The sequence below is a fragment of the Nocardioides sp. NPDC054178 genome (assembly GCF_055585005.1).
This window is the reverse complement of record NZ_JBVJKY010000009.1, coordinates 294315-306958: the sequence shown is the minus strand read 5'-3', so window position 1 is coordinate 306958 and position 12644 is coordinate 294315. Positions and strand designations below refer to the sequence as shown.

The following is a 12644-nucleotide window of genomic DNA, read 5'->3' as shown; positions in this document are numbered from 1 at the left end:
ATAGGTTGGGGTCGTGCGCTGCGTGATTCTCGACGACTATCAGGACGTGGCGAGGACGTACGCCGCGTGGGACTCTCTCGACGGCGTCGAGATCACCGCGGTGACCGAGCATCTGGCGCCGGACGCCCTGGTCCGGGCGCTCGCCGGTGTCGAGATCGTGGTGGCGATGCGGGAGCGTACGCCGTTCCCGGCCACCCTCCTGGAACGACTCCCGGACCTGAAGCTGCTGGTCACGACCGGGATGCGCAACGCCTCGATCGACCTCGCGGCAGCGGCCCGGCTGGGGATCACCGTGTGCGGCACGACGTCGAGCCCGCACCCTCCGGTCGAGCTGACCTGGGCGCTGATCCACGCGCTGACCCGCCACCTCGTCACCGAGGCGACCGGCCACGCCTGGCAGCGGACGGTCGGCAGCGACCTCCACGGCCGCACCCTCGGCCTGCTCGGGCTCGGCAAGATCGGCGCCCGGGTCGCGGCCGTCGGGCAGGCGTTCGGGATGGAGGTGATCGCCTGGAGCCCCCACCTCACCCCCGAGCGTGCCGAGCCGCTCGGGGTGCGCGCGGTCGAGAAGGCCACCCTGTTCCGGACCAGCGACATCGTCTCGGTCCATCTCGTCCTCTCGGAGACCACCCGCCACCTCGTCGGCCACGCCGACCTGGCCTCGATGAAGCCGACCGCCCATCTGGTCAACACCTCGCGCGCCGGGCTGGTCGACACCGAGGCGCTCATCGCCCACCTCGGCTCCGGCACGATCGCCGGCGCGGGGCTGGACGTCTTCGACATCGAGCCGCTTCCCGCCGACGACGTGCTGCGCCACCTCCCCAACGTGGTCGCGACCCCGCACCTCGGCTACGTCACCGACGACAACTACCGCCGCTTCTACGGGGGCGCGGTCGAGGACATCGCCGCCTGGCTGGCCGGTGATCCGATCCGCCGCCTGGCGGCCACGGGCGACTGATCAGTCGAAGCGACGGACGTACGGCGTGGTGGTGCCGACCTTGACCAGCCCAGAACGCTCCAGGATCGGCCGGGAGAACTCGGTCGAGTCGCTGTGGATGTAGCGCTTGCCGAGCGCGATGGCGGTGCGGGCGCGGACGGCGGTCAGGGCGCGGTAGATACCGCGGCCGCGCCACTCCTCCAGGGTCGCGCCGCCCCAGATGCCGGCGAACTCCGTGCCCGGGACCGGGTCGATCCGGCCGGCGCTGACGATCTCACCGTCCGCCTCGGCGACCCACATCTCGGTCTCCCCCGCCGCGATCCGGCGCACCATCTCGTTCAACCGTCCCGCGGAGGTCGGCGACCCGAAGACGCCGTCCTGCATGACGCCGGCGGCCCGAAGGTCCTCCGCGGTCGTGATCGACCGCAGGACGACCCCGTCGGGCAGGGGGACGTCGACGGCGAGGAGGTGGGCCTCGCCGACCATGATCGACTCGGGATCCTCCGGCTCGAAGCCGTGCCGGACCAGGGTCTCGTGCAGTCCGGGAGCGACGTCGTGGCCGCGGGTCTTCCACTCGACCTCCTCGATCGCCGGGTCGGCCTCGAAGTGGGCCACCGCCGCCGCGACCAGCGCCTCGATCCCGGCCTCGTCGGCCCCACCGAGATCCTGGTAGGAGACGAAGCCCCGCCCACCCTCGAAGGTGATCAGCCGCAGCGGCCCGTGCTGGGTCACCGACACCGCCCCGGGAGTCTCGGCATCGGTTCGCAACTGCTCGTCATAGGCCTTCAGCACGGCGAGAAACCTACGCCGAAGTCTGTGGCGAAAGCATGTAGTTATCCGGCGACCGGCTCCGTTCCTCTCGTGAATGGCGCTCACGAGGAGCGCCCGAAGTGGAAGGGTGAGGACATGCCTCGCTACCTGATGATCCTCGACTACCAAGGCGGCAACGACGAGACTCCCGGCGGGATGGCCGGGTGGAAGCCGGAGGAGGTGCAGGGCCACATGGGCTACTACGAAGCGCTCAACAAGGCACTGACCGAGTCCGGCGAGCTGGTGCACGTCGAGGCGCTGACGCCTCCGGACCAGGCGTTCGTGGTCACCTCCGACGGCACCGACAAGACCGTCACGGACGGGCCGTTCCAGGAGTTCAAGGAGTGGGTCGCCGGCTACATGATCATCGACGCCGAGACCCGCGAGCGCGCCCTGGAGATCGCCGGGCTCTACTCCGCCGCCCCCGGCCCGGGCGGGCGGCCGATCGAGCAGCCGATCCAGGTGCGCCGGATGTACCACGGCACCGACGGCTCCTCGGTCGAGGACACGATCGCCTTCGGCGAGGCGAGCATCGAGTGACCACGGCGCTGCCCGACGACCTGCTGCGTGACCTCACGCCGCAGGTCGTCGCCGTCGTCACCCGGCGCAGCGGCGACTTCGACACCGCCGAGGACGCGGTCCAGGAGGCGCTGGTCGAGGCCGTACGCACCTGGCCGGAGCGCGGTGTCCCGGAGAACCCGCGCGGCTGGCTGATCGCGACCGCGATGCACCGCCTCGTCGACGCCAAGCGCAGCGAGTCACGTCGGCGCGACCGGGAGACCTCGGCGGATCCGATCGCTTCGGGCCTCGCTTCAGCAGTCGACGACTCCCTCGACATACTCCTGCTCTGCTGCCATCCCAGCCTCACCCCGGCCTCGGCGGTGGCGCTGACCCTGCGGGCGGTCGGCGGGCTCACCACCCGGGAGATCGCGCACGCCTACCTCGTCCCGGAGAAGACGATGGCGCAGCGGATCTCCCGGGCCAAGGCGACGATCAAGGGACGCTCGCTCGGGATCGACGGCGCCGCCGACCTCGCCGCGCGGATCCCGGCGATGATGAAGGTGCTCTACCTGCTCTTCAACGAGGGGTACGTCGCGACCGAGGGCGACCACCTGCAGCGGGTCGACCTGTGTGCCGAGGCGATCCGGCTGACCCGCCTGGCCCGCACCGCGCTCGCCCGGATGACGGGGAGCGTCCACGGCGAGCTCGGCGGGCTGCTGGCGCTGATGCTGCTGCTCGACGCCCGCCGGCCGGCCCGGGTCGACGCCCACGGCGCGGTGGTGCCGCTGGCCGACCAGGACCGGAGCCGGTGGCGGACCGAGGCCACCCGTGAGGGCGTCGCGCTGGTCGACACCGTCATCGGCACCGGCCGCCCGGGGACCTACCAGATCCAGGCGGCCATCGCCGCCCTCCACAATCGCGCGGCCTCCGCCGAGGAGACCGACTGGCTGCAGATCACCGCGCTCTACGGACTGCTGGAGAAGGTCGCGCCCGGCCCGATCGTGACGCTCAACAAGGCCGTCGCGGTCGGGTACGCCGACGGCCCGGGCCCCGCGCTCGCCCTGCTCGACGAGCTCGTGCGCGAGACGGACGGCAGCCTCGGCGACCATCCTCGGGTGCCCGCCGTGCGCGCGCACCTGCTGGAGCTCGCCGGCGATCTGGAGGGTGCGGCCGCGGCGTACGACCTCGCCTCGGTGCGGGCCACCAACCTCGCCGAGCGCCGATTCCTGACCTCGAAGGCGGCGGCCTTGCGGGATGCTCGCTCCTGAGTTCTACTGAGAACGGTTCTCAGGATAGTCTGTGCCTGTGATCGAACTGCGCACCCCGACCCAGATCGAGCAGATGAAGCCCGCCGGCCGATTCGTGGCCGATGTCCTGACCGCACTCCGCGAGCACGCCGCCGTGGGTGTGAACCTGCTCGAGCTCGACGAGCTGGCGCACAAGATGATCAAGGACCGCGGCGCGGAGTCGTGCTACATCGACTACCACCCGAGCTTCGGCGCGATGCCGTTCGGCAAGGTGCTGTGCACCTCGGTCAACGACGGTGTGCTGCACGGTCTGCCCTTCGACTACAAACTCCAGGACGGCGACCTGCTCAGCGTCGACTTCGCGGCCAGCGTCGACGGCTGGGTCTCCGACTCGGCCCTCTCCGTCGTCGTCGGCACGCCCCGCCAGGAGGACCTCGACCTGATCGAGACCACCACCCAGGCGCTCGCCGCCGGCATCGATGCCGCGCGCGTCGGCAACAAGGTCGGCGACATCTCCCACGCGATCGCCGGGGTCGCGCGGGCGAAGGGCCTCAAGATCAACACCCAGTTCGGTGGCCACGGCGTCGGCCGCACCATGCACGGCGACCCGCACATCGCCAACGACGGTCGCCCCGGCCGCGGCTTCAAGCTGCAGCCCGGTCTCGTCATCGCGATCGAGCCGTGGTTCCTGCACACCACCGACGAGATCTTCACCGACCCCGACGGCTGGACCCTGCGCAGCGCCGACGGCTCCCGCGGAGCCCACATGGAGCACACCGTCGCGATCACCGAGGACGGGCCCCTGATCCTGACGGCCCGCGACTGACGTACGAACGACGGCGCCCCCGCTCCCGCGAAGGGAGCGGGGGCGCCGCGTTGTTCGACCTACGACAGGGTCACTGCCGTGTCATCGATCAGGAAGCTCGTCGCGAGCGAGGAGTCCTCCGTACCGGTGAAGGTGAGGGTGAGTGTCGAGCCCGCCTGAGCGCTGAGGCTGATCGACTTCTGGACGTAGCCCGAACCCTTGTTCAGGTTCGAGTAGGTCGCCAGGGTGGTCGAGCCGGCCTTGACGGTCAGCTTGTCGTACGCCGAGGTCGTGGTCGTCTCATCGGAGTCGACGTAGAGCCAGAACGTCAGCGTGGCCGCACACCCGGACGGGATGGTGACCGACTGCGACAGCGTGTCGGTGTGGGTGCTGCCGTAGCCGTTCAGCCAGGCCTTGTACGACCCCGAGTGCGCCGGAGCGCCGGTCGAGCTGTCGATCACGCCCGAGGAGGCGGTCCAGCCGGTCGCGCCGGACTCGAAGCCCGGGTTGGTCAGCTTCTGGCCCGAGCAGGTGCCGCCACCGGAACCGGAGACGGTGAAGGTGAACTGCACCGAGCCGGTCACACCGGCCGAGTCCGTCGCGGTGACCGTCGGCGTGTAGGTGCCGGCCGTGGTCGGCGTACCCGAGACGGTGCCCGAGGTCGAGATCGAGATGCCGGCCGGAAGGCCGGTGGCCGTGTAGGTGTAGGGCGAGGTGCCACCCGAGGCGGTGACCGCGAAGGACGAGATCGCGGTGCCGACCGTGCCGGTCCGGGAGCCCGGCGAGGCCACCGTGACGGGGCTGCTGCCGCCGCCCGGGGTGCAGGTCGGGTCACCGGTCTGGGCCGGGACCGAGACGGCGTTCCAGGCGGCCTTGACCGCGTTGAACTCGGTGCAGGTCGTGGTGCCGTAGAGGTTCTTGGCCGCGGTGAGCGTCCAGGTGCGGTACTTCAGGTACGACGACGATGAGGTCTTCAGCAGCATCGCGTTGTACATGATCTTCATCGCCTTCTGGATCCCGACACCGGTGACGGTGGAGGAGTTGCAGGTCGGCGAGGTCGGCTGGCCGTTGGTCGGGTTGGAGCCCTCGGCGAGCAGGTAGAACCAGTGGTTGCCCGGTCCGGCGGCGGCGTGGACCTCGTCGCCCGGCGTCGAGGACGAGTAGCAGTTGTCGTCGCCGACCAGCGAGGGGTTGTACATGTTGCGGATCGGTCCGGCGCCCACCAGGTCGACCTCCTCACCGACGGTGTAGTCGGGGGTGTCGTTGGCGCTCTGGTTGTCGTACCACTCGGTCGCCGCGCCGAAGGTGTCGGCGACGAACTCCTGGGTGTTGCCACCCGAGATCCCGCCCGGGGTGTGGTCGTCGATGCCGTGGCCGAACTCGTGGGCGACGACGTCGAGCGAGCCGATCCAGCGCGACCCGGACTGCGAGTGGCCGATCTGCACCTGGGTGCCGTCGTAGTAGGCGTTCACGTCGTTGAGACCGACGCGGACCGGGAGCCAGCCGCCCGAGCCGTCCATGCCCGAGCGACCCAGCCACGAGGTCAGCATCCCCTTCTCCTGCTGGGCGGCATAAAACGCATCGACGCAGCCGGTCTCCCGGTTGGTCGGGTCGCCGTTGCCCCAGGAGTCGTCGGTGCCGGTGTAGGTCACGTTGCCGGTCGCGTTCTGGCACTTCAGGGTCGTCGAGGACGGGTCGATCAGTGAGTAGGTGGAGCCGGAGAGCTGCGTCGGGATCGACACGGTCCCGGAGTAGCCCGAGCTGCCCGTGCCCTGCACGACGTGCTCCTTGGTGGAGAGCACCTTGCCGGTGGCCGCGTCGACGAAGACCGAGAGCCGCGAGGGCTCACCCGCGCGGGTGCCGGTCACGATCGTCTCGTACGCCAGGTCCGACCCGGCCTCGCCCTGGACGATGACCAGCTCGGTGGACTCGACGGCCGGCCCGGTCACCTTGCCCCGGGCGACCTTCTCGGCCTTCGCCTCGGTGATCGCGGGCTTCGTGGTGGCCACCTCGACCGGTGCGTCCTGGGCGACCGAGGTGCCCAGCAGGTTGCCCTCGGCGTCGGCGGCGACGACGAAGTCACCGCCGACGACGCGCAGGCCCTGGTGGGTGCGGTCGTAGGAGACGTACTGCAGTCCGGAGGACTGGTACGTCTTCAGCCTGACCGCCTCGTCGGCGGTGCCGAGCTTCAGCGCCGCCGGGTCGGCGGCGACGAACGCCGCGGCCGACCTCTCCGCCTTGGTCCTGGCCTGTTTGCCACTGACGACCGCGCGGCCGTCGTCGGTCTCCTGCGATGCCACGGCGCCCTTGCCGGGCTTGGGGTCGGTGGCCGCCTGCACGCCTGTGGGCATGCTGATGGCGGCCACTGCCGCGATGAGGGCCATGGTCAGGCCCTGCGCTACGCGTCTGTTGTTCACGCAGACTCTCCTTGAGCCGGCCCCGCCGAGGCGGAGCAGCCGATGTTGACTCATGGACAGTGGCGAGCGGACTCGAAGCCGGTCAATCAGGTGAGTGATTCATAACCGTGCAGTGCATCGAGTCGCTTTTACGACAACATATGAATACCCACGGGCACATACCGGATGCGTCAGTTTTCGCATCTGCGGCCGGAGGCGTTCGCCTGCCACGGCCGGTCCGGACGTGCCCCGAAATAGAAGTCAGCCGCTGGCGTCTCGGGTCACCAGCGGCTGACAAGAAGAACGTTAGCCGACAGATCCACGTCCGTGCAAGCACGTGCAATGCAAAAGTGTGCAAATGGTTCCGACGGACCATGGAAACTGGCCCGAGAAGGCTACTGACGCGGGTTCTTCGCGCGCTGCGTACGCCGCGCGTCGCGCTGCCGCCGCAGCCGGCGCACCAGGACGCCGTCGTAGGCGAGCGCCTCGGGCTTGTCGATCAGGTCGTTGACGGCGCGGTGGTACTCGGCCGCGCTCATCCCGAGCTGCTCCCGGACCGCGTCGTCGCGGCCGGTGCCGGCCGACCACCAGGAGCGCTCGAAGTCGAGCAGTCGCTTCTCGTTCTCGGAAAGTCCCGGCTGCCCGTCGGCAGACCCGGGGCTGTGGGGCGCCTCGGTCATGCGGACATCATCCCAGGCGCGGCGGTCGCCCTCGAACCCGCCACGCACTGCCGTCTCGAACTACCCGGCATAGCCCGTTCGGGCTATCTTCATAAAAGTGCAGATCAACTCTTTGAAGGTCGCCGGAGCGTCGGCTAATCTCTTCCATGTCAGCCGCTGGTGACCCGAGACGCCAGCGGCTGACTTCTATTTCGGCAGGTGTCTCAGCCGGCTCGGCCGGCTCCGCCGGCTAGGCGTCAGCGGTCTCCTCGCCGTGCGTCCCCGGACGCGGCGCCCAGGGCAGCTCCTTCGCCGCCCGCACGACGACCAGCCGGTCCCCGCGCGACAGGGTGCCGACGACCGGGTCGAAGTAGCGGAAGACCTTCTCGTCGCGCACGACCGCGATCACCTGGTCGGCCAGCTGCTGCGGCTGCTTGCCGACCTCGTTGACCAGCAGGTCACGCTCGGCGACCTCGAGGCCGATACCGGAGTTGAGCAGGTCCTCCATGACCGAGCCCAGGGTCGGCGAGATGGTGGAGAGACCCATCAACCGGCCGACCGCGTCGGCGGAGGTGATCACCGAGTCGGCGCCGGACTGCTTCATCAACGGCGCGTTCTCGCGCTCCCGGGCCGCGGCGACGATCCACGCGTCCGGGTTGATCTGCCGCACCGTCAGGATCGTGAGCACGTTGGAGTCGTCACGGTTGGTGGTGATGATGACCTGCTCGGCGTCCTTGACGCCGGCTCGCATCAGCACCTCGCGCCGGGTCGCGTCGCCGGTGACCACCGCGATCCCGTCGGAGTGGGCGTCCGAACGCGCCACCGGATCGGGGTCGACGACGACGAACTCCTCGGGGTCGGCACCGTTGCTGAGCAGCGTCTCCACGGCGCTGCGGCCCTTGGTGCCGTAGCCCACGACGACGATGTGCTGGGACATCTTCTTCCTCCAGCGAGCGACTCGGATCAGGTCACGGCCCTGCTTGGTGAGGACCTCGAGAGTGGTGCCGATCAGCAGCACCAGGAAGGCGATGCGGGCCGGCGTGATGATGAACGCGTTGATCATCCGCGCATGCGCCTCGACCGGGGCGATGTCGCCGTAGCCGGTCGTGCTCAGCGTCACCGTCGTGTAGTAGATCGCGTCGATCAGGCTGATCTGGCCCGTGGGATCGTTGTTGTCGGCGTACGCATCGCGGTCGAGGTAGACCAGCAGGACCGTGCCGACCAGGATCGCCAGCGCGGCCAGCAGCCGCCGCCCGAGCTGCCACCACGGCGACCGCACCGTCTCGGGAAGAGCGATCTGCTCGACGCCGGCCCACCGGGGGGCATATGCAGATGTCTCGGACACATCTCCGACCCTATCCGCCGCCCTCCACCCTCTGCTGCAGGAGTGCCTCGACATCCGCCGTGTCACCGACCGGTCACCGACCGATCGCCGGGAAGCACGAACGGGCGCCATGCCTCCGAGGAGACATGGCGCCCGCCGTGTGCGGACGGAGCTCAGCCCTTGACGGACCCAGCGGTGAGGCCGCGGACGAAGTAGCGCTGCAACGAGAAGAACACGAGCAGCGGCACCGTCATCGTGATGAACGCACCGGCGGTGAGCAGGTGCCACTCCTGGCCCTTGTCGCCGATCAGGTCACGCAGGGTGATCGTCACGACCTCGTTGTCGCCGGCGCCGAGGAAGATCAGCGCGACGAGCAGGTCGTTCCAGACCCAGAGGAACTGGAAGATCGCGAACGCGGCCAGCGCCGGCACCGACATCGGCACGATCAGCCTCCAGAAGGTCTGGTAGTGGGACGCCCCGTCGATCTCGGCCGACTCGATGATCTCGTGCGGCAGGGTCGCCATGTAGTTGCGCAGGATGAAGACCGCCAACGGCATCCCGAACGCCGTGTGGGCCAGCCACACCGCGAGGAAGGTGCCGTTGAGGTCGTAGGTCCCGAACAGGTTGAGCAGCGGCACGAACGCCACCTGCAGCGGGACCACCAGCAGCCCGACGATCAGCATGAACAGCACGTTGCGCCCCGGGAACCGCATGAACGTGAACGCGTACGCAGCGAACGCGGCGATCATGATCGGCAGCACCGTCGCAGGGACGGAGACGACGATCGAGTTCACGAAGGCGTTGGCCATCCCGCTCTCGAGGACCTGGGAGTAGCTGTCCAGCGTCCACTGGGAGAACGGGTCGGTGATGACCGTCCACCACCCCGACGACTTCACGTCGGCCTCGTCGCGGAACGACGAGATCAGCAGACCCAGCGTCGGGATGAACCAGAGCACGCAGAGCAGGAAGATGCCCACGCGGACAGCGACGCTGCCGAGGGTGAGGTTCCTCATCAGCGGGCCTCCTGCTTCTTGAACTGGCGCATCTGGTAGATCATCACCGGGATCACCGCGATCATCAGGACCACGACCACCGCGGCCGCGCGACCGGCGTCGCCGAACTCGAAGAGCTCGAGGACGAAGGTGTTGGCCAGCACCGAGGTGCCGGACCGGCCACCGGTCATCACGTAGACGATGTCGAAGACCTTCATCACCAGGATGAGGATGGTCACGAAGACCACGATCACCGTCGGCCAGATCTGCGGCACGACGACCTTGAAGAAGATCTGGAGCTCGCTGGCACCGTCGATGCGCGCGGCCTCCACGGTGTCGTCGGGGACGCTCTTGATCGCCGAGGAGAGCAGCACCATCGCGAAGCCCGCCTGCAACCAGATCATGATGACGATCAGGAGCAGGTCGTTGAGGTTTCCGGTCTGGATGCGCAGCCAGGCGACCGGCTCGAAGCCGAGGCTCGTCGAGATCGCCGAGAGGAGACCGATCTGCTTGTCCCCCTGCGCGAACCTGGTCGCGTAGACGAAACCCCAGATCGTGCTCGCCCCGACGAAGCTGATCGCCATCGGCATGAAGATGACCGACTTCGCGACCCGCTCCGGGAACGCCTTGAGCTGGTCGGCCAGGACCGCCACGAGCAGGCCGACGATGACGCTGCCGACCGGGACGATGAGGATCCAGAGCAGGTTGTTGACCAGCGTGCCGATGAACTCGTCGTCCCGGAAGAGCGACGTGTAGTTCTCGAACCCGACCCAGTTGATGCTGTTGGCGTCGGCGAAGCTGTAGATCACCGTCATCACGGCCGGGTAGACCAGGAACACGGTGACCACCACGATGGCGGGGCCGATGAAGACGTACGGCTTGACCCGCCGCTCCCACTGGCCGGGCAGCAGGCCCGAGAGGAAGTTGAGCAGCCAGTAGAGAGCGGCGGTGCCGCCGACACCCAGGACGATCGCGAGGAGGCCGTTGACGATCTTCAGGAACGGATCATCGCTCATCCGCGCCAGCTCTCCTCGATCGCGTCGGCTGCCTCCTGAGCGCTCTTCTCACCTCCGACGTAGGCGTTCATCTCGCTCCAGAACGTGCCGGCGCCCACCTGTGCGGGCATCAGGTCCGAACCGTCGAAGCGGAAGGTGTCGGCGTCCTGCAGCAGGGTCGCGATCTCGCCGAACATCGGGTCGGCGTAGTTGGAGTTGTCGAACTCCGTGCTCGGCGAGAGCCAGCCGCCGGCCTTGGCCCACTCGGCACCGAAGTCGGGCGACGCGAAGAACTCCATCAGCTCCACCACGTCGGTGTCGTTGGTGAAGGCGGTCGCCATGTCACCGCCGCCGAGCACCGGGTTGCCCTCGAAGCCGCCCTCCATGTTGCCCGGCAGGGCGAAGACGCCGACGTTGCCGGCCAGGTCCTGCTGGACCTCCTTCGGGAAGAAGGTGGTGATGAAGTTGGCCTGACGGTGCATCTCGCAGCCCGGCTTCGGGTCGAAGAGCGGGAGCGGGGAGTCGCCGAAGGGCTCGCTCAGGGTGCCGTCGGCGCCGCCGCGTACGTTCTTCGGCTTGTTGATGATGTCGCCCATGGTCTCGATCGCCTGGACGATCTTCGGGTCGTTGAACGGGACGTCGTGGGAGACCCAGTCGTCGTAGAACTCCGGGCCCTCCTGGCGCAGGACGATCTCCTCGACCCAGTCGGTGAAGACCCACCCGGTGTCGGCGCCGGCCTCGGCGCCCAGGCACCACGGGGTCTGGCCCTTCGCGATGATCTGGTCCTGCAGCGTCATCAGCTCGTCCCACGTCGTGGGCGTCTTGTAGCCGGACTGCTCGAAGTTCTTCGGGGTCCAGACCAGCGACTTCATGGAGACACGGATCGGGACGCCGTAGGTCTTGTCGTCGATCTCGACCGAGTCCATCAGGCCCGGGATCATGGTGTCGTCGAGCGAGTCGACGTCGATGAGGTCGTCGAGCGGGAGCGTGTCACCCGACTCGGTCAGGTCGCCGACCAGACCGGGCTGCGGGAAGAGCGCGATGTCGGGGGCGTCGTTTCCGTTGACCTTGGTGCGGATCTCGGTGGTGAAGTCCGTGGAGGGGGTGTAGGTCACCTCGATCCCGGTCTCCTTGGTGAAGGTGTCGAGGGCCGCGTTGAGGCCCACCGCCTCGCCCTCGGGGATCGCGCCGAGGATCTGGATGCTGCCGTCTCCCTTTTCGGTGTCGCCGGCATCGTTGCTGCCACCGCCACCGGGAACACCACAGCCGGTCACGGCGAGCAGACCTGCGGCCACTGCTCCGATTTGCCACTTTCGCACGTGCATCTGATTGCACCCTCCATCGTCGTTTGATCCACGGAGTCGTGCCACGCAGGCCGCGTCGGGTCCACGAGGCATCGCCTCGTTATGTGATCTCCGTAACATTAGTCGCTACGGTCCATCGATGTCCCGGGGAAATTGTCGAACACTCACCCGAGAACGCGCAGGAGGATACCTCTCAGGCACTCCGGCGCCGGGAAGACCCGCCAGCCCGGTGTGGCTCCGGCGGCGGAGTTAGGCCAGAATCAGGGCCCAAATGAACTATCCGCACCCTCCCCATCAAGGCCCCGGTCACGGGTCCCACCACCAGCCTCGCGACCCCCTGGCCGTGGCCGGCCGGCTGGCGGCTGTCATCTGCTCGATCCTCTTCTGGCTGATCGGGGCGATCGCCGTGGTCGCGGCCGTCATCGGCATCTTCCGGGCCTTCGGTGGCGACCTGGCCTGGCGTACGGTCGGGATCTGGGCCGTCGCCGGTCTCGGCTGCTTCGCGTTCTCCTGGATCGTCGCCGCGCTCGGCCGGATCGGCCTCGACGACGAGCCGATCGGTACGTGGCGCGTCGCGCCGTTCCAGCTGGCTCGGATCCTCTACCGCAACCGCTGACAGGTCGCACGACAACGGGCCGTACGTCGCGCGTGCTCGCGCGGCGTACGGCCCGTTG

Annotated in this window: 12 protein-coding genes; 5 read left to right on the top strand and 7 right to left on the bottom strand. The window is 68.6% G+C overall.

Annotated elements, in window-relative coordinates; translation table 11 throughout:
* Positions 1-13: 13 nt before the first annotated feature.
* Positions 14-958 (top strand): D-2-hydroxyacid dehydrogenase family protein, encoded by a 945-nt coding sequence (locus tag ACZ6WN_RS27250; protein ID WP_465869233.1) that lies wholly within the window; start codon positions 14-16, stop codon positions 956-958.
* Here ACZ6WN_RS27250 and ACZ6WN_RS27245 read toward each other — a convergent pair whose 3' ends face one another.
* The gene (locus tag ACZ6WN_RS27245) at positions 959-1729 is read right to left on the bottom strand and encodes a GNAT family N-acetyltransferase (protein WP_465869232.1); all 771 of its coding nucleotides are present in this window, start codon (positions 1727-1729) and stop codon (positions 959-961) included.
* 114 nt (positions 1730-1843) lie between these two features.
* Here ACZ6WN_RS27245 and ACZ6WN_RS27240 point away from each other — a divergent pair, with 114 nt between their 5' ends.
* Genes ACZ6WN_RS27240 through map form a run of 3 tightly spaced genes read left to right on the top strand, consistent with a single transcriptional unit; the run spans position 1844 to position 4321 of the window.
* Positions 1844-2287 (top strand): YciI family protein, encoded by a 444-nt coding sequence (locus ACZ6WN_RS27240; RefSeq protein ID WP_465869230.1) that lies wholly within the window; start codon positions 1844-1846, stop codon positions 2285-2287.
* A complete protein-coding gene (locus ACZ6WN_RS27235) occupies positions 2284-3516 on the top strand; it encodes an RNA polymerase sigma factor (RefSeq protein ID WP_465869228.1) in 1233 nt (410 codons plus the stop codon). Before ACZ6WN_RS27240 ends, ACZ6WN_RS27235 begins: the two co-directional genes overlap by 4 nt.
* Positions 3517-3553: 37 nt before the next feature.
* Positions 3554-4321, top strand: a complete 768-nt coding sequence (map, locus tag ACZ6WN_RS27230) for a type I methionyl aminopeptidase (protein ID WP_350659017.1) — start codon at positions 3554-3556, stop codon at positions 4319-4321.
* Positions 4322-4380: 59 nt separating this feature from the next.
* Here map and ACZ6WN_RS27225 read toward each other — a convergent pair whose 3' ends face one another.
* The 6 genes from ACZ6WN_RS27225 to ACZ6WN_RS27200 all read right to left on the bottom strand — a co-directional run bounded on the left by ACZ6WN_RS27225 (position 4381) and on the right by ACZ6WN_RS27200 (position 11991).
* Positions 4381-6717 carry a M4 family metallopeptidase gene (locus tag ACZ6WN_RS27225; RefSeq protein ID WP_465869227.1) on the bottom strand — a complete coding sequence of 779 codons (2337 nt, stop codon included), beginning with the start codon at positions 6715-6717 and terminating at the stop codon, positions 4381-4383.
* A 374-nt stretch (positions 6718-7091) separates the two neighbouring features.
* A complete protein-coding gene (locus ACZ6WN_RS27220; protein ID WP_357334978.1) occupies positions 7092-7376 on the bottom strand; it encodes a DUF3263 domain-containing protein in 285 nt (94 codons plus the stop codon).
* Between the two features lie 229 nt (positions 7377-7605).
* Entirely contained in the window at positions 7606-8754 is a 1149-nt protein-coding gene (locus ACZ6WN_RS27215; protein WP_465869226.1) for a potassium channel family protein, read from the bottom strand.
* A 98-nt stretch (positions 8755-8852) separates the two neighbouring features.
* Positions 8853-9692 carry a carbohydrate ABC transporter permease gene (locus tag ACZ6WN_RS27210; RefSeq protein ID WP_465869224.1) on the bottom strand — a complete coding sequence of 280 codons (840 nt, stop codon included), beginning with the start codon at positions 9690-9692 and terminating at the stop codon, positions 8853-8855.
* The gene (locus tag ACZ6WN_RS27205) at positions 9692-10687 is read right to left on the bottom strand and encodes a carbohydrate ABC transporter permease (protein ID WP_465869222.1); all 996 of its coding nucleotides are present in this window, start codon (positions 10685-10687) and stop codon (positions 9692-9694) included. Before ACZ6WN_RS27205 ends, ACZ6WN_RS27210 begins: the two co-directional genes overlap by 1 nt.
* Entirely contained in the window at positions 10684-11991 is a 1308-nt protein-coding gene (locus tag ACZ6WN_RS27200; protein ID WP_465869221.1) for an ABC transporter substrate-binding protein, read from the bottom strand. The genes ACZ6WN_RS27205 and ACZ6WN_RS27200 overlap by 4 nt, the downstream gene beginning before the upstream one ends.
* Before the next feature lie 250 nt (positions 11992-12241).
* On the opposite strand from ACZ6WN_RS27200, the gene ACZ6WN_RS27195 reads away from it, so the two are divergent.
* The gene (locus ACZ6WN_RS27195) at positions 12242-12586 is read left to right on the top strand and encodes a hypothetical protein (protein WP_465869219.1); all 345 of its coding nucleotides are present in this window, start codon (positions 12242-12244) and stop codon (positions 12584-12586) included.
* Positions 12587-12644: the final 58 nt, after the last annotated feature.

Bases quoted from the DNA above. Each gene is read 5' to 3' on its own strand.
- ACZ6WN_RS27210 (WP_465869224.1), bottom strand. From the start codon at position 9,692: ATGAGGAACCTCACCCTCGGCAGCGTCGCTGTCCGCGTGGGCATCTTC.
- ACZ6WN_RS27205 (WP_465869222.1), bottom strand. From the start codon at position 10,687: ATGAGCGATGATCCGTTCCTGAAGATCGTCAACGGCCTCCTCGCGATC.
- ACZ6WN_RS27240 (WP_465869230.1), top strand. From the start codon at position 1,844: ATGCCTCGCTACCTGATGATCCTCGACTACCAAGGCGGCAACGACGAG.
- ACZ6WN_RS27220 (WP_357334978.1), bottom strand. From the start codon at position 7,376: ATGACCGAGGCGCCCCACAGCCCCGGGTCTGCCGACGGGCAGCCGGGA.
- ACZ6WN_RS27215 (WP_465869226.1), bottom strand. From the start codon at position 8,754: ATGTCGAGGCACTCCTGCAGCAGAGGGTGGAGGGCGGCGGATAGGGTC.
- ACZ6WN_RS27195 (WP_465869219.1), top strand. From the start codon at position 12,242: ATGAACTATCCGCACCCTCCCCATCAAGGCCCCGGTCACGGGTCCCAC.
- ACZ6WN_RS27200 (WP_465869221.1), bottom strand. From the start codon at position 11,991: ATGCACGTGCGAAAGTGGCAAATCGGAGCAGTGGCCGCAGGTCTGCTC.